This is a genomic window from Flavobacterium sp., assembly GCF_004295795.1.
Taxonomy (GTDB): domain Bacteria; phylum Bacteroidota; class Bacteroidia; order Flavobacteriales; family Flavobacteriaceae; genus Flavobacterium.
This window is the reverse complement of sequence record NZ_SEBR01000013.1, coordinates 20,283-45,939: the sequence shown is the minus strand read 5'-3', so window position 1 is coordinate 45,939 and position 25,657 is coordinate 20,283. Positions and strand designations below refer to the sequence as shown.

Genomic DNA, 25,657 nt, shown 5'->3' with positions numbered 1-25,657 from the left:
TTAACGTATTGAAAGGATAAGAACCGTGGCCAGGACGGAAATTCCCGAAATGATCAGCGAAATATTTGGTCCAACGGCCGAAGCGTTCACTCTGGCTTTGTTGGGCTCGACTACCACGACATCGTTTTGCGTCAAGTAGTAGTAGGGCGAATTCATGAAGTTACTATTCAGGATGTTGACGCGTGTGAACGTCTTTTTCCCATCGGCTTCGCGGATCACGAGAATGTTGTCGCGTTTGCCGTAAATCGTAAGATCGCCGGCCATTCCCAAAGCTTCCAGCAAAGTGATTCTCTCGCTTTGGATGCTGAAGGTGTTGGGTTTGGCGACTTCACCAAGCACCGAAATCTTGAAATTGAGGATTCTCAGGTTTACGATAGGATCTTTTATGTACTCCGAAACCGAGGACGAAATTTTATTGACCGCTTCGGCGCGAGTCAATCCGCCGAGTTTCAGTTTTCCGATAACCGGGAAATCGATGTTTCCGGCGTTGTCGATAAGATAGGTCTTGATACCGTTTTGGTTGTTGTCGACCTGATAATTCCCTTGGATTGCGGGAATGTTGAACATCACGGTCGCTTCTGGTGTTTCGGCGGAAATGATTACGCTCAAAAGATCGTCCGGCTTGAGCGTAGGTTCGTAAACGCCGCTTTCCATTTCGCCTGAAATGCCCACATTCTGCAAATACGCAATATCTTTTTTGGAAGCACAGGAAGTCATCATTGCCAAGGCCAAAATCCAAAGCGGACAAACTAATCTAAAAATTCTCATATGGTAAGGTTGCCTGCAAATATAGGGTTTAGAGCGGAATATTCTTTTGAAGATCCAAGGTTTCAAACACCGAATTCATGCTTTTGAACTCCGGAACCATGCGTTTCATGCGGAAAACGACTTCCTCGCTCGTGAAAGAATTGCCTTGCGTCTGAAGTTCCTCGATTGCCGATCTCAGCGTTTCATAATCGTCGCAAACGTCTACGGCAATCATGATTTTTTCATTATGTGTCGTGAGCGTTTTCGAAGTGTCGTTGAGCAGTTCCTCGTAAAGTTTTTCGCCCGGACGCAAGCCTATGATCTTGATTTCTATGTCTTTGTCCGGAGTGAATCCGGCGAGTAGTATCATTTTTTTCGCCAAGTCGATAATCTTCACGGGCTGGCCCATGTCGAAGATGAAGATTTCGCCGCCTTTTCCCATTGCGCCGGCTTCGAGCACGAGCTGACACGCTTCAGGAATCGTCATGAAATAGCGGATGATTTCAGGATGCGTGATCGTGAGCGGCCCGCCTTCCTGGATTTGCCTGGTGAAAAGCGGCACGATCGATCCGTTGGAACCGAGCACATTCCCAAATCTCGTGGTAATGAATTTCGTATGCGCTTTTTTGTTGCTGACCGAACGATAATGGAACGATTGCACATATTTTTCGGCAATTCGCTTGCTTGCGCCCATGACCGAACTTGGGTTCACGGCTTTGTCTGTAGAAACCATCACGAAAGTGTCGACGTGATATTTGTGCGAAAGATCGGCCAGGTTTTTCGATCCGATCACATTCGTATAGATCGCCTGAAGCGGATTGTCTTCCATCAAAGGTACGTGCTTGTAAGCCGCGGCGTGATAGACGACATCTGGTTTGTACCTGGCAAAAACGGTTTCGATCGCATCGCGGTGACGAATGTCGGCCAGCACGTTCACGATCTCGACGTTTTCCATGTTCAGGTCGGCGATTTCGAGCGCCAGATTGTGCAAAGGTGTTTCGGCCTGATCGAGCATGATGATGCGCGAAGGCTTGAATCCGAAGACCTGGCGTGTAATTTCACTGCCAATCGATCCGGCAGCGCCAGTGATCAAAATCGTTTTTCCCGCGATTTGTGACGAAATGGCATTGGTATCGAGTACGATCGGTTTTCTTCCCAACAAATCCTCGATCTCGAAGGTCTTGACTTTTTTGGAAATTTGTTGTTCGTCGTGCCAGTCAGTGATCAAAGGCACGGTGTAAACCTTGAAATTGTATTCGAGGCATTCCTCTACCAAAGCGACCGTTTCTTCTTTCGACAGACTTTTTTCGGCAATGATCAAAGCATCGACTTTCATGGCGCGCAAAATCACGTGGACGTCACGGTTCTGGCTTATCATCGGCAAATTCAGCAAACTCTTGGAAGTCTTGTCCTGATTGAACTTATTGATGAATCCGACGACCTTGAAACGGCCGGGAGTTTCGGTCATCAAAGCGTTCGCGACGGCGATCGAATTCGCATCGGCACCATAGATCACGGCCTTGAGCAACTTGCGATCGTCTTCGATCGACATGTACTTCTCGAACAGATATTTGACGAGAATCCTGAAAAGGAACAGCAAAAGAAATGAGATCACATAACTTATAAAAAGTCCCGTGCTCAGGTAAAGTCTTTGGTCGGTGAGATATTCCCAGGAATAATTGATGACCAAAAGACAAATGAATGAAGACGAAGCCGAAACGAGCAATTTCACACCATCGATAAAAGTGGAATGCCTGATGATTCCGGAATAGGTGCGGTAGAAAAGGAAAAATGCCGCGTTGGTCAAAATGACGAGTCCGTACCTAATCGGCATGTTCATCGTCTGGTAATTCGGATGGAGTTCGGTAAGGCTCGAAACGATCACATAAGTGATGATATTGGCTACCAAAACGATGAATACGTCAATCATGAAGATGATCCACCTTGGCAGATATCCTATATTGGCAAAACGCTTTTGGGATACTTGAGTGACGATATCCCTAAAAACAGCACTGATCTTCATTCTCCTTCGCTTAAACTGTTAAGACAAATTTAACAGTTATATTATATCTTCAATCGAAAAACCAACTTTTAACTATTAAAAAACACATCAAATACAGATTTGATACGATTTCTGTCTTCTTCGGAAAGATTCGATCCGGACGGCAGACACAACCCGTTTTCGAAAAGCCTCTCGCTGACGCCGTTTCCGTAAAAAGCGTATTTTTCGAAAACCGGCTGCAAATGCATGGGTTTCCACAACGGACGACTTTCGATGTTTGCCGCCTCGAGCGCAAGCCGCAAATCTTCCCGCGTCTTCCCGCCTGACGTTTCGGGATCGATCGTGAGCGCCGAAAGCCAATAATTGCAAAAGTAGTCCGAATTCGGCTCTTCGAACAAGTTTACGTATGAAATTTCGGTAAAATAGTGCTTGTAGAACGTATGCATTTCGCGGCGAAACCCGATGTGTTTTTCAAGAACTTCCATTTGTCCGCGGCCAATTCCGGCGCAAATGTTCGACAACCTATAATTGTATCCGATTTCGCTGTGTTGGTAATGTGGCGCATTGTCGCGGGCTTGCGTGGCCAGAAAAACGGCTTTTTCCTTGACCGATTTGTGCTTCGAAACCAAAGCGCCACCGCCCGAAGTCGTGATGATCTTGTTTCCGTTGAAGGACAATATCGCGATGTCGCCGAATGTTCCGCACATCTTTCCTTTGTAGGAACTTCCCAGCGCTTCTGCACTGTCTTCGAGAATCGGAATCTGGAATCTATCGGCAACTTTCCGCAATTCATCGGCTTTGAACGGCATTCCGTACAAGTGAACCGCGATGATCGCTTTTGGTTTTTTCCCTTTGGATATTTGGTCTTCGATCGCTCTCTCAAGTTGAATCGGACACATATTCCAGGTCTCCAGTTCGCTGTCGACAAAAACCGGGTTGGCGCCTAAATACAAAATCGGGTTGGCCGAAGCCGAAAAAGTGAAACTCTGGCAAATAACCACATCGTCTTGCTCGACGCCAAGTTGCACCAAGCCCAAATGCAAAGCTGCCGTGCCCGAACTCAACGCCGCGACGTGATTTCCTTCGCCCAAAAACGCTTCGAGATCCGTTTCGAATCCTGTTACGTTCGGACCGAGTGGCGCAACCCAATTCGTATCGAAAGCTTCCTGTACGAATTTTTGCTCGCTTCCGCCCATGTGTGGAGACGAAAGCCAGATTTTAGCGTTGTTTTCAGTCATGCGAGAAGAAAATGTTTGGAGATCTTTTGGTCGCGTATTGGGAATAATCGGCGATTTTTTCCAGTTTGTCGTTGTAGACCGTGTAGCCGTTCGAGATAAAAAACTCGAGGATTTCCTTGGCGTTGGCCTGAATTTCGACCATGACTTTCGGTTTGGCTTTGGCAATCGTTTCCGCGAAACCTTTGAGCACGTTCCATTCGAAACCTTCCACGTCTATCTTGACAAAATTCGGAAGTCGGTCTTTTCCTTCGAAATACGAATCGAGCGTGATCACTTCAATGCTTTCGATCTTGGTCTCGGCTTGCGCTTCGGCCGAATTCTCTCGCGTCGACAAAAATCCGTCGAAATCTTTCACGAAAGAGTTGTTCTGGCCCGAAATCGGATCGATGTAAAAATCGAGAACCGTGTTGGAATCGCCCGCGCCTTTTGCGACAAGCGTCACGTTTTCACGGATTCCGTCGGGAAGCGCCGCCACGTTTTTGACGAGATATTTCGCGTTTTTCTCGCTCGGTTCGAACACGTCGACTTTTCCGGCTTTTCCGGCAATGTTGGCATAGAACGTCGTGAAATACCCGATGTGTCCGCCAATCTCAAGCACGTAATCGCCCGGTTTTACCCATTTCTGGAAAATCGAGATCGTGTCGCCCTCGCGGTTCGCCCCGTAATACCAATACCCTTTGTGGTTGTAGGAATTCAGGAAGAATTTGCGCTTCGTGAAATGGTGCGTGATGGCCGTATCGAAGGCCGTCGTTTTAAGAATTTTGAGTGCTGTCTTGCGCAGTAATCCCATTGGTCAAGTTTTTTATGATGCCAGACAATCCGTCGAGCGAGTGAATCGTGAAAGCGGGCAAATATAGGTCATTTCGGTTGAAATCCTGGGCGTGGACGTTGCGTCCGTCGTCGATTAGGCAAATCGTCGTCCAACCCAGTTTTTTTGCCGTGACGAAATCCTTGTTCAGGTTGTCACCGACGTAAAGATAATTTTCAGTATTGAATTTATGGAAAGCCGAATAATTGCTCTCGTGCGGCTTTTCCGATCCGAATTCTTCTGAAATCACGATCAGATCGAGAATGTCTTCGATGCCCAAAGCGTTGATCTTGTTGCGTTGCGTGACCGAGAATCCATCGGTTATCAAGCCGAGGAAATGTCCATCGGATTTTAAATCTGACAAAAACTCACGCACTTCGGACACGTGGGAAAAATCGGGTAAATGATTCCTGTAAAGCTTTTTGAGTTCGGAAACCGTCGCATGCGGATAGCTTTGTTCGAGTTTTCCAAAGACATTTTCTTTGTTCGAATGCCAATCCAGCATCTCTTCCAAAAGATCAGATTTTTGGGAATCGGCGAAAGAAGCGATTTCTCCAAATGCCGATTTGAGGTAATCGATTTCCTTGACCAAAGTGTCGTCGAGGTCGAAAACTATGGTGATTGGCTTGCTCATTTTGCGTTTCTTACCAAAACTTCGTCGTCATAGCGCAACATCATCAGGTCTTTTTCCCAAGTGTCGCAATTGTCGATTTGCTCGTCCAGAAAATACTCGCGGATAAGCCATTGCGGGAAATTTCCGCCCGACAGATAACTCAAAGGATAACCGCCGCCAAATCTCGGATTGATCTCGATCCCATAAAGATTTCCATTGGAATTATTTACGAAGACCTGAAACGTGATACAACCGCGAAATCCTTTGACAGAAGCGAGTTTTTGCGAAAGCAAATCGCAAAAATCGGTGAATTTCGTCACGGCTTTGTTGACTTCCCCGTCGCGAACTTCAATGCGCTGACGCGGAATGAAACACTTGAGGTCGCCATTTTTGTCGTAATAGAGATCGATCGTGAATTCAGTGTGGCTCGCGTGCTCGAGATATTCGAGAAACATGAGTTTTTCGTTCGAGAAATGGTAATCTGTAAGTTGATTTTCAGACAGGATCACGTAGTTGTCGACGCTTCGGCTTCCGTCGTAAGGCTTGATATAAATGGGAAGCGAGAAGTCCGTTTTTGAAAATTCAGTGGCGCGTCCGATATTGTGTTGGTCGAAGAAACTGTGCGTTTTTCGCTTGTCGCGGAAGATCGAAACCATATTTTCATCTGAAACCACGACTTCGATTCCGTGTTGTTTGAACAAGTCGCGATTTTGTGCTAAAACCAACAATTCCGTGTCGATCGTCGGAACGATCATTCCCACGTTTTGCGCTTTGGCCAACGCCAACAATTGGTCGATATACTTTGCGTCGGTCACTCTCGAAATCGCGAAAGCTTCGTCCGAAACCGCGCATGCAGCCGAGAAATCAGGATTCAGATCTGTAGTAAAAACTTTGGCATCCGGAAAAAAACGCTTCAATTCCTTTTGGAAAAAGCGCACCAGAGAAACGCGTCTTCCGGCTGAAGTGATGAGAATATTGTTCATGTCGTGGTATTCGAGGCAAATTTAAAAAATGTGCGAACCAACAGCCGAATGTCTCCAAAAAAACTTCGGTTGTAGTAATAGTCGAGGTTCATTTTGACTTTGTCGGGAAACAAAACCTCGTCGTTGTATCGCAATGGATTCGGCTGACTTTCGAGAATCGCGTCCTCGTTCGCATATTTGATCGCGGCCAAACTCGTCAAACCCGGACGCAACTCGAGAATCTTTCTGTCGTCGCCTTCGAGCTTGTCGTAATAACCCGCAATGTCAGGACGCGGCCCTACCAAACTCATATCGCCTATCAAGACGTTCAAAAATTGCGGCAACTCGTCTATTTTGTAGCGTCGGATGAATTTCCCGAAAGACGAGACGATCGGCTTTGCATTTTCCCAACGCATCGACCGAAGCTTGAAAATCGTGTAAAACTTCGCAAAACGCCCAACTCTTTTTTGCAGGAAAAGTCCGTTCGAACGCGTGTCTATCGCGGCCAAAATCCAAAACAAAACGATTGTCCATCCGAAAAAAAACAGCACTGCGATCGAGACGAATATGTCGAAAAGCCGTTTTGCGAACATCAGCGCGTGTCTTTGGCGTTTCCTTGGAAAAACTCCATCGTCGATTCTTCCGAAGCGTTGATTCCTTCGGCCACGACGACTTTTTTGAGCGTGAGGAAAATGATCTTAACATCAAGCAGCAAAGTTATGTTGTCGACATACCAAACGTCGTATTCGAATTTTTGTTCCCACGAGATCGCGTTTCGTCCGTTGACTTGCGCCCAACCCGTGATTCCGGGACGAACTTCGTGTCGTCTCATCTGGAAATCGCTGTAGAGATTCTTGTATTTGGCGATGAAAGGTCGCGGCCCGACGAGCGCCATTTCGCCTTTCAACACGTTGAAAAGACTCGGCAATTCGTCCAGGCTCGAACTTCTCAGGAACTTCCCGAATGCCGTCAAGCGGATGTTGTCCGGCAACAGGTTTCCGTCGACGTCGCGTTCGTCGGTCATCGTCCGGAACTTGTGGATCCGGAAAATATGTCCGCCTTTGCCGCATCTGTCCTGGGAAAACAAAACCGGTCCGCCGAGTTTGAAATACACCAAAAGCGAGACGACGAGATAAGCCGAAAGCCAGAACGGCGCGGCCAGAATCACGATAACAAAGTCGAGAAAGCGTTTGATGGAAGCGTACATTTACAGGATTTGTTTGATTTTATCGACGGCTGAAATGCTGAGAACCGCGCCGCCCAGATTCGGGAAGTCGAGCGCGAATGCCACCAGTTCTTTTGGCGTTCTGGCGTTTGATTCCAAAGCTTTTCCGCCGAATAAAGGCCGGATTATGAAATTGGTCTTGCCGAGATCGGAAGCGCGTTTCAGGACTTCATCGGCTTCGGTTTCCAACACGTTCCGGTACACGGCCAATCCGTCGACGAATTCCTGGGAAATTGCCGCATCGGCGAAAGCCATATCATACGGAAAACAGTGAAAATTCTCGATTTTTCCGTTGGATTTCGACTTGGAAACGGCCTCGGAAATTGCATCGGACGCGTCCAGAAACAAGGACTTCCGCTTTTCGTTATCGGACAAATCGCCTCGCCACATCCATTGCACGCAAAACAGCGAATCCGTTTGAAGTTTGTCCAGATATTCCTCGATTTTCTCTTCGAATAATTTCGGATCGAATTCGTTCACGTGGAAATGCGGCTCGGCCAATTTGACCATGTGCGCGATTTTCTTTTCGGGAAAGGTTTTGTAGAATTCGTCCAAAACTTCGCAGTAAAAACCGAAACTTTCGTACTCGGTCGAACTGTGGAAAACGCGGATTCCCAGATCGTGCAGATCTGAAAAAAGTTTGACCCAATACGCCTTGGAATAGTCGTATTCCAGCATGCGCATTGAGCCAAATATGATTTTTGAAGGTGCCAATCGGCTGTTTGTTTCCAAATTAAACTACGCCTACATCAATGGCACATTTCCAGATAAAACGCTCGCTTGTCTCATTGGCTACGAACGAATTACGGCCGTGAAGCACGTAATTGTCCTTCCAGTAAACCGCATCTCCGGGAACGAGCTTCACTCCTATCGTTTTTTCTTTGATAAGTGGCGAATGCAACAGGAAATCCTGGAATTTCTCAACCTTTTCACGAAGATCGTCCGAAATCGTCTTGTCGACGCAATAGTAATTCCAGTTCACGAAAACGTCGTTGCCTTCCAAACGGATCACTTCGTCGTTTCTGAAATCGCCCGAACGCGCGTGCGGAATTTTCGTAGTCAAAAGGAAATCAAGCAATTCCGGTTGTTCGCTTCGCAAGGCTTCGAGAACATCGAGTGAATCGATGAAAGTCGTTTCGCCTCCCTGACCCGCATTGGCTTTGCAAATAAGAATCGTCGAAGATGGAAAATCCGGGATGTACGAACCGTCAGTGTGCAAAGGTTGCGCGTTCGCCGAGTGACGGTAAGCGTCCTGAAAACTAGGATCGTAACGCACTTCCATCCAAATCTGTCCGCTGCGTTGGTTGTCGCGATCGCCAAGTGTGACGTCTTCGGCCAAAGCCACGGGTTTGCCTATGTATTTGAAATTTTCTTCGTAGAAATCGCGTACGTTATCGGGATTTTTATCGGCTTTGAGCACGTAAACTTTCAAGCTCGGATCGTTCCAGGATTCTTTGATTTCCTGAGCCGACGCGGCAAAATTGTCTACCGAAATCTTTATTTCTTTAAGCATCGTCCTAATTTTTTCGGGTTAAGGCACGTCGAGGTGACGCACTTTACAAATGTATTGATTAATGGCTAGCGACAAAGCCGCGACCGCCGATATTTTTTTACGTTTTGGTTAAGAAATCCCGCGTTTTTGCGAAGCGGAAAGCCGTTCGTACTCAAAAAGCAATGCCTCCCACAACGCTTTTTGGGCATATCTCGAAACAATCGCCTGCCTTGCGTTGGCCTTGAGTCGCAAAAAAACCGACTCGTTTTCCAACAGCGTTTTCATGGCTTCAAACAATGCCTTTTCGTCCTTCGGCTCAATTATCAAACCGTTATTTGCGTGCTCGACAATCTCGTTGCAGCCGTTGATATTCGTTACGATAGACGGCAAATCCATCGCGCCGGCTTGCATGACGACGTTCGGGAAACCTTCGCGGTAACTCGGGAACGCGAGCGCGTCGGCAATGGCATAAAACGGTCGCACATCGTTTTGCCAACCCAGTGAAATTATGTTCGGGTTGTTTCTGATGCTATTTTCAGATCGTTCGCTTATCGGATCCAAATCCTGTTCGCGATCGCCTACCAAAAGTAGTTTCACGTTCGGGTTTTGTTCCGACAATTTGTCGAAAGCCGACGTCAGTTCCTCGATTCCCTTGTCGCGCACGATCCTTCCGACGAACACAAACACGAAATCTTCGTCCGAAATACCGAGCGATGTTTTGAGATTCCGGTTTTCTTCCGATGAAAAATGCGCGTTCGAGAAAAAGTCGACGTCGATGCCGTTCACGTTTCCGTTTCCGATTACATTCAAAGGTTTCTTTGTGATCCCGAATTGCTCCAGATCGCGTTTGACGCCTTGTCCTTCGGGATAAATTGTGGTGGCGAAGCTGCACAGGATCTTGTCCATCGCGATCAGCAAAGTTCGCATCACTCCTGACTTTGACGGAAAAATCAAACCTGTAAAAGTATGCGCCCTGACCGGAACGCGCGCCATCCAAGCGGCCGTCATCGAGAGCAATCCGGCTTTTGGCGTGATGGAATGCACGAGAAACGGTTTTTCGCGTCTGAACAATCGGTACAATTTCCAAAGCGAAACCAAATCGTGGAAAGGCTTGATGTTCCGATACATCTGAACCGATTCCGTCCTGACTTTTTCGCGTTCGGAAACCACTTCCAGATACTCGCCCGGACTCGAAACGGCGACGATTTCGAAATGCTCGTTCAAAAACGCCAATTGCCCGCGCAATAAATTGGCCAGTGCGATCGGGATCGTGCTTGTGCGGATGATTTTTGGTTTAGGCGAGGCTTTCATACAAGGTGATATGGCTGGAAATCAAATGGCTGATGTCGAATTCCGAAGCGCGTTTTTGACAGCTTTCGGCAATCGAATTCCTATATTTTTCGTCAGATTGGAGTTTCGAGATCGCATCGGCCAAAGCTTTCGGATCTTTCGGATGCACGAGAATTCCGGCGCCTTGCACGACTTCTTTCAATCCCGGAACATCGGACGCGACAAAAGGTTTCCCCGACGCCATGCCTTCTATGCTCGAAAGCGACACGCCCTCGTAATGTGACGAAAGCACGATCGCATCGGACGATTTCAGCAATTGCGCCACATCGAGACGTTTCCCGAGGAAAAGTATGCGATTTTCAAGTTTCAGTTCCGAAGTCAAAATCTCGCATTCGGCTCTCAAACTTCCGTCTCCGACCAGAAGCAATTTTGTGTTTTGTGGCAAAAACTGCATCGACTGAATCAGTGATTTCTGGTCTTTTTGTTCGCGAAACGCCGCTACTTGCAACAAAATGAAATCGGAATTCACAAGCGATGAATGGATTTCCGATTTTGAAATCGGTTGTGCTTTTTGGATCGCGCTTATGTCGACGCCGTTTGTGATCACGACGAAACGTTCTTGCGGCAAACCAGTGTGTTTTACCAACATATCGCGGATTTCCGGAGAAATGCACACGATTTTGTCGTAGAATCTATAAACGATCTTGTCGATGATCCGGAAAATCGGGTTTTCGAGACGGCGATTGCTCGTGTTGTGTTCGGTGAAAACCAATTTGGTTTTGGAAAACGACAGGATTTTTGCAAAAACCGCCCAATATTGTGACGGGAACAAATGCACGTGCACGATGTCGTATTTTTTGAGATAACCGACAAGGCGAAAAACGTGCAAAGGATTGTAAACCGAACCTTTCCCAAGCGAGAAATAAGGTTGATCCGTCTTTTGCAATTGTTGCACGAATTGGTGTTCGGTTCCGTTCAAAAGCAACAGATTGGCATCGATTCCTTTCTCGCGGTAAAGCGGCAAAGTGTCGAGCAAAAGCTTTTCGGCACCGCCCGTATCGAGCGAATTTATGAGGTGGAGCACTTTCATTTTCGGGTCTTGAAAAGCAAAAAGGCGTGTAAGGCGAGTCCGAATGGGATTGCGAGAAATGTGAGACCTTTTCTGGGCGAATCGCTGATCGTGAAACGCTTGGCGAAAAGGCTGGACGAGACGAAGTGCATCGCTCGCGTAAAATGGTACTTGAGTCCGGCGGGTTGTTGCATTTCAAGGATTCTGGAGTACCTGAAACCGTTCGGATGGCGGCGATATTGCTTGTAGATGTTTCGCGAAGAACCGTCTGGCAAGTACTCGACGATACACAAAACCTCGTTTATGCAAGCATAATCGTAATCGCGGTCGATTCTCATGTAAAGCGCGTGAAGCGGCACGAAACGCTCGTTCTCGAACAACGGATATTTTGGATATTTCTTGACAATGGCTGTTCTAAGCACAAGTTTTTTGTCGCCCGTGACGCCTTTTTCGCGGTAAAGTTGCCACAGATTGGCTTCGGTCACATCTTCGGGAATCTTGGTTCCGACGATGCTTCCGTCTTTATAGGCGTCAAGTCCGATCAAACCCGCAAGATGCTTGTGGCGCACTTTTTCCCAGTGGAACAGAATGCGCTCAATAGCGGTTGGCGGCATGAAATCATCAGAATCGATACAGACGTTGAGTTCGGTTTCGATGTTATCGTAAGCCGTGTTGTGTCCGCCGTGCATGCCTTGATTCTGCTGGAAAATGTATCGGATGGAAATCTTGTTCGTGGCAATCCAGGATTCGACCAATTGCTTCGTGTCGTCTGTCGATCCATCGTCCACAATCAACCAATCAAAATCCTGATTCGTCTGCACGACAAGGCTTTCGTACAATTGCCCGAGGCAAAATGCGCGGTTGAACGTTGGCGTAAAAACGGTAATTGGCTTGGAATCGATCATGAATAAATGTAAATGGCCATGAAAAACGTGAAGGCGTAATAGGCGAATGCGATGCGTCCGACGATGATGTGCTGATTGTCGAAAAACCTGTTCTTGAGAAACGGATAAATGACGACCAAACCGAGCATGAACCACGACAAATAGGCGAATCTGTTCGAAAAGTTCGCGCGGATCACGAGAATCCAGAACGTGTTGGCGATCAAATAGGTGTGAAAAAGATGTCGGTAGAACGTGTCCTCAAGTTTCTTTTTGACGAGAAAATACCATCCGCAGAAAATGCCGACGCTGCTGTACAAAAGAAAATCCCAGCGAAAGCCCGTTTTGAAAGTCGCCTCGACCGAATCTTCGTCACCCAGATATTCCTGCAATCGCGAATCGTCGAACAAGCCAAGCGTGAGGAAGAAATTCTCGAGTGCCGAACCGAGAGCGAAAGAAACCGGGATCGCAATAGCCCACGCAATCAGGTAATTTCGGGTATTCGTGTAATAAGATGCGACCGTAAAAGCGCCAATTGGAATCAGCATCGATTTGTGGATCATCAGGGTAAGTCCGAAAATCGCGTATGTCCAGATTCGGCTTTCCCTTGAAATCGCCAGTAGAAACAATGAAGTCGCCATTCCGTTGCGGATTCCGTTCGTGCCGTAAGACCAGAATGAGAACGAGAAAATCAGCATGGCGAATCCGTAGAACCAGAATTGCCTGAAGAATTTTCGGCAAACGAAGTAAAGTGGGATCACGTAAATCGCCGCGCAAACGAAAAAGAAAGCTTCCTGCGACATCACGGTCGAGCACGCCTTCATGAAATATTCGAAGTACATATCCTTGGCTGCGGCCGAAACGTCTACCATATCGCCGGCAGCGTATCTTTCGAAAGCATCCGAATACGTTCGCATGTCGCCGAAATAAGCACCACTCACAGGTCGAAGCCCTATGTAGACAATCGTGAAAATCACCATCGCGACGCCTAAAATGTTCTTGTTCTTGAGATTGTTGTCGTTCTCCAGACCAACCGTAGCCGACGAAAGATACATGAACAGACAAACCACCAACAAGATGTAGTAGTAGACTGTCGTGTAATATTCAAGTGGAATCAAGGCTTCCATGCGATTTCGACTAAGGTTTTGGCTGTTTGGTCAGGACTGCAAGATAAGCACAAGCTCGCAATCGCGGCTCAGGATTTTGCTTTAAAAACCTGTGTTTTTATAAGGTCGTCCCATTGTTTCATGACGATTTGCGGGGAAAAACGCTTTACGAGAATTTCTCCGGCGCTTCCCATTTCGCGGCGTAAATCTGGATTTTCGATGAGCTTTTGCAGACCGTTTGCGAGTTCGGAAACGTCATCCGGCCTGACCAAAATCCCGTCTTTTCCGTTCGTAGAAATACTCGCCGGCCCGGTCGGACAGTCGAATGAAACGATTGGAAGTGCGTGCGACATGGCCTCGAGCAAAACCATCGGAAAGGTTTCGAAACGCGAACTCATCACGTAAATCGACGCTTCGGACAACTTTTCGTCAATCACGTCGGTCGCCTCGAAAAAATGGAACGGGTTTTTGAAATCGTGTTTTGACAACTGTTCGGCCAGAGCTTCGCGGTTTTCGCCGTTTCCGTAAACGTGCATTTCCCAATTCTCGATTTTCTGGTCGAGTTTCGCCCAGGTTTCGATAAGCAGGTCGTAACCTTTCTGAAAACTCAGACGACCGAGCGAAATGGCGATATTCTTGCGGTTTTCACCCGACTGTTTCTCGATTACGTTGTAGAAATTCGGGATGATGACCGAGTTTTTGCGTTTGTAGTGATCGAATTCCGCCTGGTTCAGGTAGACGATTTTCGTGTAACGGTTTTCGGCCAGCTGTTTGGCGAAATCGATGATGCTGTTTTTGGCGCGTTGCGGGAAACTGAGGCGAGCGTTGCCCAATTCGAATCCGTAGTATGAGGTGTGATACTCGAAATACGTGGGGATTTTTCCGGCTGCGAAAGGCGTTATGATGTGAAAAAGGCGTTGCGTGAGCACGAAGATCGCATCGGGTTTGAATTCGTCGATAAGCGCCTTGAGTTTTTTGTACTGTTGTTTGAACAACCCAAAATTCTTCGGATTGAAAACCGATTCTCCCGGATATTCCAACCCGAAATCGTGCACGCGAACCTTTTCGCTGATTGGCACGAACGGCGGTTTTCCTTCTTGGTTCGTCAATCCCAAAACGATGTCGTAGCCGTAAACTTCAGCCCAATAATTCACTTTCTGGATCAGGATTTTCTCGAAACCTCCGTGCAAATACACATTATCTGTCAAATACAACAACCTCATCTTCTTTTGATTAGGTCGATTACGAATTGAACTGGCCTGTCGCCGACCAAGTTCATGACTTTCATTTTGGCGATGTTTCTCCAGCGCGCGCTTCTCGGAATCCACGATTTGGCGAAATGATGGATGCAGGCCGAGTTTTTCGTGAGCTCGATTTTCCCGGTCTTATAACTTTTCGGACAAAAATAATCGTTCGGATAAAAAGCCACATAACCCGGAATTTCCTGGAAAGTATTGGTCATTCCGAAGCCTTTTTGCTTCATCATCTGCGTGATTATGAACGTGTTCGAGGTCGTCTCCATAGAACCGTCGGCATTCACGAACGGTTTGTTGTCGTAATAGGCCAAAAGTTCGCGCACCCAAACGCCGTTTTTCTCGCTCGCCATGATTCCGGTGGGCACAAAATCGTCGTTTTCGAAACCCGAAAATGCCGAATGGTGCAAAAATTCATCGAGTGATTTTAGCGTTTCCACGTCCGTGTCCATGTAAATGCCTCCGAATTTTTCCATGGCATACAATCGGCAAACGTCTGAAACAAACGCGAATTTGCGGTTTTCGAGCGCTTCTTTGGCGAAGATGAATTCGTCAAGCGGAAAATTGTCCTCGTTCCATTCGACGATTTCGTATTCGGGCAGGAATTTCTTCCACGAAGCGATGCATTTTTCGGCCAAAGGTGGAAGCGGATTGCGTCCGAACCAGCAGTAGTGTATGGTTTTTGGAATCACGCGAAGTTGTTTTTGAGAAATTCGACGATTCTTTCGTTGGCTTTTCCGTCGCCGTAAGGATTGTAGGCTTTGGACATATTTTCGTAAACCGATGGATTTTGCAAAAGTTCAACTGCGGTTTCGACGATCAGTTTCGCGTCCGTGCCGACGAGTTTCACGGTTCCGGCTTCGACTGCTTCTGGCCGTTCTGTTGTTTCTCTCATGACCAAGACGGGCTTCCCCAGCGACGGCGCTTCTTCCTGGACGCCGCCGGAATCGGTAATGATCAACGTCGCTTTCTTCATCGCCCAAACGAACGACGGATAATCGAGCGGTTCGACCAAATGCACGTTTGGCAAATTCGAAAGCAGTTCGCGAACCGGTTTTTGCACGTTCGGATTCAGGTGAACGGGAAACAGGATTTCATTGTTTTGATCGGATGCGATTTCGGCCAACGCCTTGCAGATATTCCGGAAACCTTCCCCGAAATTCTCGCGTCGGTGACCTGTGACCAAAATGAGTTTTTTTGTGTGATCGAGCAAATTTTCGATCTCGGAAATCCTTTCGTTAGAGAAACCGTTGTCAAGCTTTCCGACCGTCCACAAAAGCGAGTCGATTACTGTGTTTCCGGTAACGGTAATCGCGTTTTCAGGTGTGTGTTCCGAAAGCAGATTTTGTTTCGAGGTTTCGGTCGGGGCGAAATGGAAATCGGCGATTCTTCCCGTAACCTGGCGGTTTATTTCCTCAGGGAAAGGCGCGTATTTGTCATAAGTGCGAAGTCCGGCCTCGACATGACCCGTTTTTATGCCGCGGTGAAACGCACTCCAGGCGCAAATGCTCGAAGTCGTCGTGTCTCCGTGAACCAGTACCAGATCTGGCGTCCATTCGGTGAAAACCTTGTCCATTTCGGCAAAAATGCGACTGCTCAAGCCGTTCAGCGTTTGGTTATCGGTCATCAGATCCAAATCAAAATCTGGCGCGATCTCAAAAAAATCGAGCACTTGGTCGAGCATCTGACGGTGTTGGGCCGTGACGCAAACCTTGACTTCGAAAGCTGTTTTCTTGAGTTCGTGGACGAGTGAGCCCATCTTGATCGCTTCCGGACGCGTCCCGAAACAAACGAGTATTTTTTTCCCCATAATTATTTTACGAAACCGACGCCGCTTTTGAGTTCTTCGAACATCTGTCGCTTCATTTCGTCGGTGATGCCGTTCCTGAGCGTGTATTCTTCCCCGTAAACCGGGCGCGTCTGCATGAGCGCGTTGTTTTTTTCGAGATATTCTTCTAGCGTGCAAATGACTTTTGCCGGACTTCCCGCAGCCACCGAATTCGCCGGAACGTCTTTGGAAACCGTGCTGTTAGCGCCAATTATCGAATTGTCGCCTATCGTCACGTTTGGTAAAATTACCGTATCGGCACCGATGAAAACATTGTTTCCTATGATGACGTTCCCGATTCTCCCATAACCTGTGTGATGGTGAAAACTCGCGTCGTGTGCCAAAACGTGCACGCGCGGTGCCATCGTGACATTATCGCCTATCTGGATGTGCCAGCAATGCGAAGGATCGAGGATCACGTCGTGCATGCGGCGGAAATTTTTTCCCACTTTCATGCCAAGGCCGACCAAATCTTCGGTCGTCACGTTCGATCGCAATCTGAAGTAAATCCTGCGCAGCCAGTTCTTCATACGGTTTCAGGTTTTAGGACGGTGGCGTTTTTGGCTATGAATTCGCGGCATTTTGCTTTCAAAGGTTCGGCCAAAACGTGGTGTTTTTCGAGATTTTTGACTGTCGTGCTGCGATTGATTTTTCCTTCAAGACCGAAATTGGTCGTGAATTCGCCCGTTTTCGCATCTACGTCCACTCTGTTGAACAGGTCGAGAATTCCGTCGAATCGGCAAGAATCTACGAAGCTGTCGAATCCGTTTACGAAAATCACGGGCGTTCCCATGGCAAGACAAGGCAAAGCGCAGTGGATTCTCGAGGTTATGACGAGTTTCGCGCGCGCGTATTTCCTGAGGATTTCCTCGGCCATCTCGAACTTTTGCTCGTGAGAATGCTTATTGGCCGGCGGTTCCTGAATGACGTATTTCGCAGTTTTGAGCAACTCTTCGTCTATGAAATTCGCGATGTGTCTGTTCCTTTGGCCGAGCTTCCAGATTTTTCCGTTCTTGAACGAAAGCAACAAACTTTTCCAGTTGTAGTTCACTTTTTCCCAGGTCGGATAACTGTAAAGCGGATCAACGATGTAAATCTCGTCAGTTCGTTCGGAATCGTCGACTTTATAAGTATCGAGCGTCAAGGTGAGACAGCCCGTAAAATAAGCGTCGATTCCTTTGGCCTTCAAAGTGTCTACCGAAAATTGGTCGCGGCATCCGATAGGTTCGTGTTTCTTGAGATAAGCGATCCCTTTTTCGCTCAACATATAAGGCGCGGCCGTGTTGTTGATGTGGAAGGAAACGAACAGCGGATTGATGTCCTCGCTAGGAACCCAATTGTGGATGTTGTGCGTAAACCATCCGTTGAGGATCATCTTGGTTTCGCCTTTGTGGTAATCGCCAAGTTTCTCGCGGTTGACAAGTTCGTCCACGCGGGGCAAAAACTGTTTCGCGGCAAGGCTTTGAATATTGTCGCCTACGTTGTAGAAGCGCTTGTTTTCTTCGTATTTGAGCAGTCCGTATTTCATGTGGTGGCCATTGCTTGCCTTATTTTGAGATACCACTTGAATAAAGTCGGAAATCTATGCACGAGCATAAACTTCAGTTTCTTTTTCTGCAATTCGGCGTCAACATTGTGGTTGACCATGGTATCCAATGGCAGCGCCGCAAATGTAGCGATATTATTTTTTTCAGATTCGGGATCGGCGATGAAAAAAGGACTTTGTGCCGAAGCCGCTTTTTCCTGCAAACAACGCCATTCATAAGCGACACCGGTAGTCATCGCCACGGCGCCTTCGAAATTCCTGAACAACACTTCATAGAAATTTGACGGAAGCTTAAAACCGAATTCGTCCGGATTGGCGCCATCGAGCATGAATCCGAACATCGTGCGCTGGCATTTGGCACATTGGCAGCAATTCCTGCCGGTTCTCAGTTCGGAATAACAAACGCGCAATTGCGGATGGATTCCGGTTTTCCTGGCGAACGAAACGATATTTTCGACCTTTTGCGTGCGGCGGAACAGGAATCCGTCGTGGATGACTTGCATATTCGCCCACCTGACCTTTTCGTCGGTTTCCGATGTCGAACCCCAACCGAACGAGACTTCGCCGGTATTGGACGAGGCGATCATCACGGTCTTGATTCCCAAAATTTGGCTCAATGGCGCAATTACGCTTATCAACGCCATTCCATGCTGGATTTTTCCCCACCAACTGATGTCGGCCAAAAGGTCGACGTGATGCGTGTAAAAAGCGCGAATGTTCGTTTTCACATATTGGACACGGCTTTGGTCGATGATTTCTTCTTCGGAATTATAACGTTGGAATTCGTCCCAACGCTTGGTGTCGCTCAAGTCGATGTCAGCGCCCCAAACCGAGACCAGAAAAGGGTTTTGGTCGATATTGCGCGTCAAGGCTTCGAACGCGTCGAGTCCGCCGCTGAACAGCAAAGCCGTTTCGTTGGCGTTTATCGCATTCGGGACGATGGTGTCGGCCGTGAGTTTCGTGTCTTGTCTGAGTTGGGCGAAATGGATCGAAAACTCTTTTTTGAGTTCCGAAAGCGAGTGCACGAATGTCGCATCGGCTTCAGCCACGTGAACGTCGAAACCCGCAAACCACGAGATCGGGACGAAATTCGCAAGAAATGGGACGACCGCGAGACTCGTCGGGATTTGGCTCACATCGATCGTATATTCTACGAAAAACGCTTCCTTTTTGTTGAAATATTTCGAAAGCGAACTGTCATAAGAATAATCGTAAACGATTCGCTTTCCGTCGTTTTCAAATTTTAGTCCGTGGAGTTCAAGCATTGGAGAAACGGTTTAGGAACGGGATGAAATGGGAAAAAGTCTGGCGTTCGTAAGGGTTCATTCCGAACTTGAAAATCGCCGCGGCATAAACCGAGACAAAAATCGTCAATTTGATCGCGAGGTTGAGCCAACCACTTCCCGGAATCTGGTCAATTCCGTAGCCGATAGCCAGAAGTAAGACGAAAACAGGGAAAATTCCGGAAAGCAATTCCTTGAAAAACCGCAGCATTTGCAGTTTCACGACGCGATTGTAGTAAATGTTCATTGCGATCTGGGCCAAAATCCATCCGCCGGCAGCTCCGAAAACCATTCCAGGCGTGCCGAAATCGGTTACCAAAAACGCGCCTATTCCGGTTCCGATCGCAATCAGCGAAATGTAGACCAAAGCTTTGAACGCGAAGAGACTTCGGGCCTCGAGAATCGAATTGGCGAAAGATTGCGTGAGCGGCAAAGTGTAGGAAACCATGATTACCAATGCGATCGTCCACGAATCGGCGTAGTCGTTTCCTACCCAAAGCGCGATGAATTGCTGTCCGAAGACGAGAAATCCACCCAAAATCATCAACAATACCAAAAGTGAGAATCTTCCTATCCGGATCATCATTGACGTGAGTTCTTCGGATGAAGCTTCCTTGACGGTCATCGTGGTCGCTCTCGGAAGAAAAACCCCAGAAATCGCCGTAGAAAATGCGCCGTATGATGTTCCCAGCAAAATTCCGACGCCGTAAACCGCCACTGCGTCCGGACGCGTCAACGTTCCCAGAATCACTTGTCCACTTTGCCATTGGAATTGTCCGACGAGTGCGAAAACGAAAATCCAGATCGAATACGAGAATATCTCAAGCACGAAACTTTTCTCGAACGAGACGAGTTTGAACCGCACTTTGAGAATCGCGAAGGCATAGTAGAGATTGAGTCCGACGACCAAGACGTTCAAAATCGTGTCGAGTACGACTATCGAGATCGCGCGTCCGCCAAACATCAGCAAGGCAACGACCATTACAGACCGCATCAAATACTTGGCAATCAATACCGAACGCGGAAAAACGAAATGTTCATAAGCCGAACAGATCGCCGTAAAAGCGCCGCCGGGCAAACTGATCGCGAGATTGAAAATCAGGATCAGGAACATGATTTTGGCTTTCTCCAACTCGCTTGACGTCAAAGTGTCGAAAACCGATTCGATGTTGAGATACATCCCGATTCCAGCCAGCACGATCAAGACTGAAATCGCGGCATAAATGATCATTACTGTCGCCAGGAAATTCTGTTCGCCGACTTTATCTTCTTTCGCCCGATACTTTGCGACGAAGCGAACAATCGTATTGTTGAGTCCGAAATCGAGAACGCTAATATAGCCGACAAGCGCGCCAATCAACGTGTAAAGCCCGTATTCGTCGTTGCCGAGATACTGGATGATAAAAGGCGTGAGCGCGAGTCCGACGACGTTGGTCAGGATGATCGTGAGGTACGAAAGCGCCGCTCCTTTCTTGAGTTGGCTCATCTTATTGGTTGTACTGCTTTTCGTAGTAGTTGGCGTATTCGCCCGAAGTCACGTTGTTGAGCCATTCCTGGTTGTCCAAATACCAGTCGATGGTGATCTCGAGACCTTGCTCGAAAGTGACCGACGGCTTCCAACCCAATTCCTTGTTGATCTTCGTGGCATCGATAGCATAGCGCAAATCGTGTCCCGGACGATCTTTAACGTAAGTGATCAGTTTTTGGGATTCGCCTTCTTCCCTACCCAGTTTTTTGTCCATCAACTGGCACAAAAGTTTTACGAGGTCGATGTTTTGCCATTCGTTGAAACCGCCGATGTTGTAAGTTTCGTGGTTGTTTCCTTCGTGAAAAACCAAGTCGATGGCGCGAGCGTGATCTTCTACGAAAAGCCAGTCACGTGTATATTTTCCGTCCCCGTAAACCGGAAGCGGCTTGTTGTTTATGATGTTGTGGATGAAAAGCGGAATGAGCTTCTCGGGAAAATGGTTCGGGCCGTAATTGTTCGAGCAATTCGTCAACACATAAGGCAAGCCGTAAGTTTCTCCGTAAGCGCGTACGAAATGATCCGATCCGGCTTTTGAAGCCGAATAGGGAGAATTTGGGTCGTAGGCCGTTTCTTCGGTGAAAAATCCTTCGGCGCCAAGCGATCCGTAAACCTCATCGGTTGAAATGTGGTAGAAACGCTTTCCTTGCTTGTCTTTCCAAATGGATTTTGCCGCGTTGAGCAAATTCACGGTTCCGAAGATGTTGGTTTTCACGAACGCAAGCGGATCGGTAATCGAGCGATCTACGTGAGATTCGGCAGCCAGATGCAACACGCCGTCGAATTGGTGTTCGGCAAAAAGCGCGTCCATAAAGTTCGAATCGGTAATATCGCCTTTTATGAAAGTGTAGTTCGGCTTTTGGTCGATGTCCGAAATGTTCTCGAGATTGCCCGCGTAAGTCAACGCATCGAGGTTGAAAATCTGATAATCCGGATAGTTGTTTACAAATCGTCTCACGACATGTGACCCGATAAAACCTGCTCCGCCCGTAACTAGAATCTTTTTCATATTTCTACCGCATTTAAAGCGACCAATTTGTTTTTTAACCGCGAATTCGCGAATGAACTCTCTACTTTTGGTATTAAAGACAGCCGTCGACTTCTGTTTGCAACACACCTTTTACGTCATAAACCACCGCGAGCTCTTTTTTGAACTGATTGAGATCGAGCGACAGGAATTCGTTGTGGGCGACGCCGAGAATGATGGTGTCGAATTTATCGGTTGGACATTCCGTAGTGGTTTCCAGTCCGTATTCGTGTTTGACCTCTGATGGATTCGCCCAAGGATCGTAAATGGTCACGTTCAACCTGAAATCGTGCAACGCCTTGACGACATCGACGATTTTGGTATTCCTGACATCTGGACAATTTTCCTTGAATGTGAATCCAAGCAGCAAAACCTTGGCCGCGTTGACCTTGATATTCTTCTTGATCATCAATTTGACGACAGATGACGCGACGTATTCGCCCATCGAATCGTTGAGACGGCGACCGGCCAGAATAATTTCGGGATGATAACCTAATTCCTGGGCTTTTTGCGCCAGATAGTAAGGATCGACGCCAATGCAATGTCCGCCGACCAAACCGGGTTTGAAAGGAAGGAAATTCCACTTCGTACCCGCGGCCTGCAACACGTCTTTGGTATTGATTCCCATGATGTTGAAAATCTTGGCAAGCTCGTTCACGAAAGCGATGTTGATGTCGCGCTGTGAGTTTTCTATGACTTTCGCGGCTTCGGCCACTTTGATCGAAGGCGCAAGATGCGTTCCGGCAGAAATCACCGACTTATAAAGTTCGTCGACTTTTTGGGCCGCTTCCGGGTTGGAACCCGATGTGATCTTGAGGATTTTTTCGACCGTGTGTTCCTTGTCGCCCGGATTGATCCTTTCGGGAGAATATCCGGCGAAGAAATCTTCGTTGAACTTGAGTCCGCTGACTTTTTCGAGAACCGGAATACATTCATCTTCGGTCACGCCCGGATAAACCGTCGATTCGTAAATCACGATGTCGCCTTTCTTCAAGGCTTTCGCGACCGTTTCGGATGATTTGTACAAAGGCGTCAAATCTGGACGGTTGTTTTTGTCGACCGGAGTCGGAACCGTGACAACGAAATAATTGCAATCCTTGAGATCGTCGATGTTGTCCGAACAATAAAGTCCGTTTCCATCCAAAGGCGACTTCACGAGCACCGAACGAAGCAGATCGTCCTCGACTTCAAGCGTGCTGTCTTTTCCCGAATTGAGTTCAGCTATGCGATTTTTGTTGATGTCAAATCCGACCACGGGATATTTCGTCGCAAAAAGCCTTGCAAGCGGCAATCCGACATAACCCAAACCGATGACAGCTATTTTTTTGTCCATGTTATGATCCTATGGATTTATATACGAAACCGATCTCGGCCAATTTCTTTCCGTCGAGCAAATTGCGTCCGTCGAAGATGAAGGCCGGTTTTTGCATGTTCTCGTAAATCAGGTTCCAATCGTATTCCCTGAATTCGTCCCATTCGGTCAAAACCGCGATGGCATGAGCCGAAGCACAGGCTTCATAAGGACTTGCGTAAGATGTGACGCGCTTTTTCGATCTTTCGGATACATTGAGGTGATCGAGATCTTCCATGACCTGATCGTACTCGACTTTCGGATCGAAAACCGCGATATTCGCCTGTTCCGAAACCAGATCACGAGCCACGTAAATCGCCGCAGATTCGCGGGTGTCGTTCGTGTCTTTCTTGAAAGCCCAGCCCAAAAACGCGATTTTCTTGTCGGCGACCGTGTTGTACAAAGTTCCTACGATCTTGTTGGCGAAACGGCGTTTTTGGTGGTCGTTCATGATGATGACCTGTTCCCAATAATCGGCGACTTCCTGGAGTCCGAACGATTTGGAAATATAGACGAGATTCAGGATGTCTTTTTGGAAACAAGAACCTCCGAATCCCACCGACGATTTGAGGAATTTCGACCCGATTCGGCTGTCCATTCCTATTGCTTTGGCGACTTCGCTTACGTCAGCACCGGTTTTTTCGCACAATTCCGAAATGGCGTTGATCGAAGAGACGCGTTGTGCCAAAAAGGCGTTCGCGGTCAGTTTCGAAAGTTCGGAAGACCAGACGTTCGTGGTAAGAATTTTGTCTTTGTTTACCCAATTTGCGTAAATGTTGACCAGCGACTGTATCGCGGCTTCGCCTTCCGCAGAAGTATCTCCGCCGATAAGCACGCGATCCGGATTGAGCAAATCCTGGACTGCCGTTCCTTCGGCCAAAAATTCAGGATTTGAAAGAATCTGGAACTGCACGCCGTTTCCGGTGTGGTCAAGAATGCTTTTTATGGCTTCGGCAGTTCTTACCGGCAAGGTCGATTTTTCGACGACGATCTTGTCGTCTTTGGCGACCCTGGCGATCTGGCGCGCGCAAAGCTCGATGTATTTGAGGTCGGCGGCCATGCCTTTGCCCGATCCGTAAGTTTTGGTTGGCGTGTTTACCGAGATAAAAATCATCTGGGCTTCGTCTATGGCTTTGTCGACTTCTGTTGAAAAAAACAGGTTTTTGCCTCTCGTGTTGGACACGATTTCACTCAAACCCGGTTCGTAGATTGGGATTTTTTCGACGTCGGGATCGTTCCATTGGGCAATCCTTTCCTCGTTCAGATCGACGACGGTAACTTGTATATCTGGACAGTTTTGTGCAATCACGGCCATTGTCGGACCTCCGACGTATCCGGCTCCAATGCAGCAAATTTTTGTAATGTTCATCAGGTGTTAATTTCGGTTTGCAAATATACGATTGCCGTTCGACAAATCGCCTATCGTTTGTCATCGCAGGTTTTCCCAATACCACGAAACGGCTTGCTCGAGACCTTGCGCGAAAGAGAATTCGGGTTTGTAGCCCAGAAGTTCGCGCGCTTTGTCTATGCTTGCCAGCGAATGCGGGACGTCTCCGGATCTGTTCGGGCCGTAAACGATTTCCACATCTGAAATCTTATTGTCATATCCGGAAAGGAATTCCTTGAGCCGCGTAACGAGTTCGTTCAAAGAAGTCCTTTCGCCGAAAGCCACGTTGTAAACGGTATTTACGGCCTCCGGATTTTGGGTCAGCATCGCCAATTCATTCATCTGGACGACGTTGTCTATATAAGTAAAATCTCTTGAATACGTTCCGTTGCCGTTTATTACCGGACTTTCGCCATCGATCAGTTGCATCACGAATTTTGGGATTACCGCAGCATAAGCACCGTTCGGATCCTGTTTTCGTCCGAAGACATTGAAATAACGCAAGCCGATGGTTTCCAAACCGTAAGTTCTCGCGAAAATATCGGCATACAATTCATTCACATATTTGGTGATGGCATAAGGAGAAAGCGGTTTCCCGATTTTGTCCTCGACTTTCGGAAGACTTTCGGAATCGCCATAAGTCGAAGAACTCGCGGCATAAACAAAGCGTTTCACCGACGCATCTCTCGCGGCCACAAGCATGTTCAGGAATCCCGAAACATTGACCTCGTTGGTCGTAACCGGATCGTTTATCGAACGCGGCACCGAGCCCAAAGCCGCCTGATGCAAAACATAATCGCAACCTTGCACCGCGTTTTTGCAGTCTTCGATGTTTCGGATGTCGCCTTCGATTAGGGAAAAGTTGTCGTTGGAAAGCAAATGTTCGATGTTGCGCCTGTGTCCTGTGGCGAAATTGTCCAGACAGACAACTTCGTATCCTTTTGACAGAAAGTGTTCGCAAAGGTTCGAACCGATAAAGCCGGCTCCTCCGGTAATCAAGATTTTTGAAGCGGTTTGAGGCATT

The 25,657-nt window shown here is 47.7% G+C and carries 25 protein-coding genes; all 25 read right to left on the bottom strand.

What is annotated here, in order from left to right:
- Nucleotides 1-768, bottom strand: a complete 768-nt coding sequence (locus EOO49_RS11970; RefSeq protein ID WP_290845969.1) for a polysaccharide biosynthesis/export family protein — start codon at nucleotides 766-768, stop codon at nucleotides 1-3.
- Nucleotides 769-796: 28 nt separating this feature from the next.
- Nucleotides 797-2,770: a nucleoside-diphosphate sugar epimerase/dehydratase gene (locus EOO49_RS11965; RefSeq protein ID WP_290845967.1), complete on the bottom strand. Its 1,974-nt coding sequence runs from the start codon at nucleotides 2,768-2,770 to the stop codon at nucleotides 797-799.
- Nucleotides 2,771-2,838: 68 nt separating this feature from the next.
- Complete coding sequence (locus EOO49_RS11960) at nucleotides 2,839-3,987, bottom strand: DegT/DnrJ/EryC1/StrS family aminotransferase (RefSeq protein WP_290845965.1); 1,149 nt, start codon at nucleotides 3,985-3,987, stop codon at nucleotides 2,839-2,841.
- Nucleotides 3,980-4,777: an FkbM family methyltransferase gene (locus EOO49_RS11955; RefSeq protein WP_290845963.1), complete on the bottom strand. Its 798-nt coding sequence runs from the start codon at nucleotides 4,775-4,777 to the stop codon at nucleotides 3,980-3,982. The genes EOO49_RS11960 and EOO49_RS11955 overlap by 8 nt, the downstream gene beginning before the upstream one ends.
- The gene (locus tag EOO49_RS11950; protein ID WP_290845961.1) at nucleotides 4,740-5,429 is read right to left on the bottom strand and encodes an HAD family hydrolase; all 690 of its coding nucleotides are present in this window, start codon (nucleotides 5,427-5,429) and stop codon (nucleotides 4,740-4,742) included. The genes EOO49_RS11955 and EOO49_RS11950 overlap by 38 nt, the downstream gene beginning before the upstream one ends.
- Nucleotides 5,426-6,391: an ATP-grasp domain-containing protein gene (locus EOO49_RS11945; protein WP_290845958.1), complete on the bottom strand. Its 966-nt coding sequence runs from the start codon at nucleotides 6,389-6,391 to the stop codon at nucleotides 5,426-5,428. Before EOO49_RS11945 ends, EOO49_RS11950 begins: the two co-directional genes overlap by 4 nt.
- Nucleotides 6,388-6,963, bottom strand: a complete 576-nt coding sequence (locus tag EOO49_RS11940; RefSeq protein ID WP_290845956.1) for a sugar transferase — start codon at nucleotides 6,961-6,963, stop codon at nucleotides 6,388-6,390. The genes EOO49_RS11945 and EOO49_RS11940 overlap by 4 nt, the downstream gene beginning before the upstream one ends.
- Complete coding sequence (locus EOO49_RS11935; RefSeq protein ID WP_290845954.1) at nucleotides 6,963-7,577, bottom strand: sugar transferase; 615 nt, start codon at nucleotides 7,575-7,577, stop codon at nucleotides 6,963-6,965. Before EOO49_RS11935 ends, EOO49_RS11940 begins: the two co-directional genes overlap by 1 nt.
- Entirely contained in the window at nucleotides 7,578-8,279 is a 702-nt protein-coding gene (locus EOO49_RS11930; RefSeq protein WP_290845953.1) for a hypothetical protein, read from the bottom strand. It abuts the gene before it with no gap.
- Nucleotides 8,280-8,328: 49 nt separating this feature from the next.
- Nucleotides 8,329-9,108 carry a TauD/TfdA family dioxygenase gene (locus EOO49_RS11925; RefSeq protein WP_290845951.1) on the bottom strand — a complete coding sequence of 260 codons (780 nt, stop codon included), beginning with the start codon at nucleotides 9,106-9,108 and terminating at the stop codon, nucleotides 8,329-8,331.
- A 108-nt stretch (nucleotides 9,109-9,216) separates the two neighbouring features.
- Nucleotides 9,217-10,398 carry a glycosyltransferase family 4 protein gene (locus EOO49_RS11920; RefSeq protein ID WP_290845949.1) on the bottom strand — a complete coding sequence of 394 codons (1,182 nt, stop codon included), beginning with the start codon at nucleotides 10,396-10,398 and terminating at the stop codon, nucleotides 9,217-9,219.
- Nucleotides 10,382-11,467: a glycosyltransferase gene (locus EOO49_RS11915; protein ID WP_290845946.1), complete on the bottom strand. Its 1,086-nt coding sequence runs from the start codon at nucleotides 11,465-11,467 to the stop codon at nucleotides 10,382-10,384. Before EOO49_RS11915 ends, EOO49_RS11920 begins: the two co-directional genes overlap by 17 nt.
- Complete coding sequence (locus tag EOO49_RS11910) at nucleotides 11,464-12,351, bottom strand: glycosyltransferase family 2 protein (protein WP_290845944.1); 888 nt, start codon at nucleotides 12,349-12,351, stop codon at nucleotides 11,464-11,466. The genes EOO49_RS11915 and EOO49_RS11910 overlap by 4 nt, the downstream gene beginning before the upstream one ends.
- Entirely contained in the window at nucleotides 12,348-13,454 is a 1,107-nt protein-coding gene (locus tag EOO49_RS11905; protein ID WP_290845918.1) for an EpsG family protein, read from the bottom strand. Before EOO49_RS11905 ends, EOO49_RS11910 begins: the two co-directional genes overlap by 4 nt.
- Before the next feature lie 68 nt (nucleotides 13,455-13,522).
- Nucleotides 13,523-14,656 carry a glycosyltransferase family 4 protein gene (locus EOO49_RS11900; RefSeq protein WP_290845916.1) on the bottom strand — a complete coding sequence of 378 codons (1,134 nt, stop codon included), beginning with the start codon at nucleotides 14,654-14,656 and terminating at the stop codon, nucleotides 13,523-13,525.
- Nucleotides 14,653-15,378 (bottom strand): capsular polysaccharide synthesis protein, encoded by a 726-nt coding sequence (locus EOO49_RS11895; protein ID WP_290845914.1) that lies wholly within the window; start codon nucleotides 15,376-15,378, stop codon nucleotides 14,653-14,655. The genes EOO49_RS11900 and EOO49_RS11895 overlap by 4 nt, the downstream gene beginning before the upstream one ends.
- Nucleotides 15,375-16,496, bottom strand: coding sequence for a non-hydrolyzing UDP-N-acetylglucosamine 2-epimerase (gene wecB / locus EOO49_RS11890; RefSeq protein ID WP_290845912.1), 1,122 nt, complete (start codon nucleotides 16,494-16,496; stop codon nucleotides 15,375-15,377). Before wecB ends, EOO49_RS11895 begins: the two co-directional genes overlap by 4 nt.
- Before the next feature lie 2 nt (nucleotides 16,497-16,498).
- Nucleotides 16,499-17,044, bottom strand: coding sequence for an acyltransferase (locus EOO49_RS11885; RefSeq protein ID WP_290845910.1), 546 nt, complete (start codon nucleotides 17,042-17,044; stop codon nucleotides 16,499-16,501).
- Nucleotides 17,041-18,042 (bottom strand): polysaccharide pyruvyl transferase family protein, encoded by a 1,002-nt coding sequence (locus tag EOO49_RS11880; RefSeq protein WP_290845908.1) that lies wholly within the window; start codon nucleotides 18,040-18,042, stop codon nucleotides 17,041-17,043. The genes EOO49_RS11885 and EOO49_RS11880 overlap by 4 nt, the downstream gene beginning before the upstream one ends.
- On the bottom strand, nucleotides 18,039-19,325 hold the full coding sequence (locus tag EOO49_RS11875) for a hypothetical protein (RefSeq protein WP_290845906.1): 1,287 nt from the start codon (nucleotides 19,323-19,325) through the stop codon (nucleotides 18,039-18,041). The genes EOO49_RS11880 and EOO49_RS11875 overlap by 4 nt, the downstream gene beginning before the upstream one ends.
- The gene (locus EOO49_RS11870; RefSeq protein ID WP_290845904.1) at nucleotides 19,318-20,829 is read right to left on the bottom strand and encodes an oligosaccharide flippase family protein; all 1,512 of its coding nucleotides are present in this window, start codon (nucleotides 20,827-20,829) and stop codon (nucleotides 19,318-19,320) included. Before EOO49_RS11870 ends, EOO49_RS11875 begins: the two co-directional genes overlap by 8 nt.
- Before the next feature lies 1 nt (nucleotide 20,830).
- Nucleotides 20,831-21,877 (bottom strand): dTDP-glucose 4,6-dehydratase, encoded by a 1,047-nt coding sequence (gene rfbB / locus EOO49_RS11865; protein ID WP_290845902.1) that lies wholly within the window; start codon nucleotides 21,875-21,877, stop codon nucleotides 20,831-20,833.
- A gap of 73 nt (nucleotides 21,878-21,950) precedes the next feature.
- Nucleotides 21,951-23,228, bottom strand: coding sequence for a nucleotide sugar dehydrogenase (locus EOO49_RS11860; RefSeq protein ID WP_290845900.1), 1,278 nt, complete (start codon nucleotides 23,226-23,228; stop codon nucleotides 21,951-21,953).
- A gap of 1 nt (nucleotide 23,229) precedes the next feature.
- Nucleotides 23,230-24,615: a UDP-glucose 6-dehydrogenase gene (locus tag EOO49_RS11855; RefSeq protein WP_290845898.1), complete on the bottom strand. Its 1,386-nt coding sequence runs from the start codon at nucleotides 24,613-24,615 to the stop codon at nucleotides 23,230-23,232.
- Nucleotides 24,616-24,675: 60 nt separating this feature from the next.
- The gene (locus tag EOO49_RS11850) at nucleotides 24,676-25,656 is read right to left on the bottom strand and encodes an SDR family oxidoreductase (RefSeq protein WP_290845896.1); all 981 of its coding nucleotides are present in this window, start codon (nucleotides 25,654-25,656) and stop codon (nucleotides 24,676-24,678) included.
- Between the last annotated feature and the right edge of the window lies 1 nt (nucleotide 25,657).

Bases quoted from the DNA above. Each gene is read 5' to 3' on its own strand.
- EOO49_RS11970 (WP_290845969.1), bottom strand. From the start codon at position 768: ATGAGAATTTTTAGATTAGTTTGTCCGCTTTGGATTTTGGCCTTGGCA.
- EOO49_RS11965 (WP_290845967.1), bottom strand. From the start codon at position 2,770: ATGAAGATCAGTGCTGTTTTTAGGGATATCGTCACTCAAGTATCCCAA.
- EOO49_RS11960 (WP_290845965.1), bottom strand. From the start codon at position 3,987: ATGACTGAAAACAACGCTAAAATCTGGCTTTCGTCTCCACACATGGGC.
- EOO49_RS11955 (WP_290845963.1), bottom strand. From the start codon at position 4,777: ATGGGATTACTGCGCAAGACAGCACTCAAAATTCTTAAAACGACGGCC.
- EOO49_RS11950 (WP_290845961.1), bottom strand. From the start codon at position 5,429: ATGAGCAAGCCAATCACCATAGTTTTCGACCTCGACGACACTTTGGTC.
- EOO49_RS11945 (WP_290845958.1), bottom strand. From the start codon at position 6,391: ATGAACAATATTCTCATCACTTCAGCCGGAAGACGCGTTTCTCTGGTG.
- EOO49_RS11940 (WP_290845956.1), bottom strand. From the start codon at position 6,963: ATGTTCGCAAAACGGCTTTTCGACATATTCGTCTCGATCGCAGTGCTG.
- EOO49_RS11935 (WP_290845954.1), bottom strand. From the start codon at position 7,577: ATGTACGCTTCCATCAAACGCTTTCTCGACTTTGTTATCGTGATTCTG.
- EOO49_RS11930 (WP_290845953.1), bottom strand. From the start codon at position 8,279: ATGCGCATGCTGGAATACGACTATTCCAAGGCGTATTGGGTCAAACTT.
- EOO49_RS11925 (WP_290845951.1), bottom strand. From the start codon at position 9,108: ATGCTTAAAGAAATAAAGATTTCGGTAGACAATTTTGCCGCGTCGGCT.
- EOO49_RS11920 (WP_290845949.1), bottom strand. From the start codon at position 10,398: ATGAAAGCCTCGCCTAAACCAAAAATCATCCGCACAAGCACGATCCCG.
- EOO49_RS11915 (WP_290845946.1), bottom strand. From the start codon at position 11,467: ATGAAAGTGCTCCACCTCATAAATTCGCTCGATACGGGCGGTGCCGAA.
- EOO49_RS11910 (WP_290845944.1), bottom strand. From the start codon at position 12,351: ATGATCGATTCCAAGCCAATTACCGTTTTTACGCCAACGTTCAACCGC.
- EOO49_RS11905 (WP_290845918.1), bottom strand. From the start codon at position 13,454: ATGGAAGCCTTGATTCCACTTGAATATTACACGACAGTCTACTACTAC.
- EOO49_RS11900 (WP_290845916.1), bottom strand. From the start codon at position 14,656: ATGAGGTTGTTGTATTTGACAGATAATGTGTATTTGCACGGAGGTTTC.
- wecB (WP_290845912.1), bottom strand. From the start codon at position 16,496: ATGGGGAAAAAAATACTCGTTTGTTTCGGGACGCGTCCGGAAGCGATC.
- EOO49_RS11885 (WP_290845910.1), bottom strand. From the start codon at position 17,044: ATGAAGAACTGGCTGCGCAGGATTTACTTCAGATTGCGATCGAACGTG.
- EOO49_RS11880 (WP_290845908.1), bottom strand. From the start codon at position 18,042: ATGAAATACGGACTGCTCAAATACGAAGAAAACAAGCGCTTCTACAAC.
- EOO49_RS11875 (WP_290845906.1), bottom strand. From the start codon at position 19,325: ATGCTTGAACTCCACGGACTAAAATTTGAAAACGACGGAAAGCGAATC.
- EOO49_RS11870 (WP_290845904.1), bottom strand. From the start codon at position 20,829: ATGAGCCAACTCAAGAAAGGAGCGGCGCTTTCGTACCTCACGATCATC.
- rfbB (WP_290845902.1), bottom strand. From the start codon at position 21,877: ATGAAAAAGATTCTAGTTACGGGCGGAGCAGGTTTTATCGGGTCACAT.
- EOO49_RS11860 (WP_290845900.1), bottom strand. From the start codon at position 23,228: ATGGACAAAAAAATAGCTGTCATCGGTTTGGGTTATGTCGGATTGCCG.
- EOO49_RS11855 (WP_290845898.1), bottom strand. From the start codon at position 24,615: ATGAACATTACAAAAATTTGCTGCATTGGAGCCGGATACGTCGGAGGT.
- EOO49_RS11850 (WP_290845896.1), bottom strand. From the start codon at position 25,656: ATGCCTCAAACCGCTTCAAAAATCTTGATTACCGGAGGAGCCGGCTTT.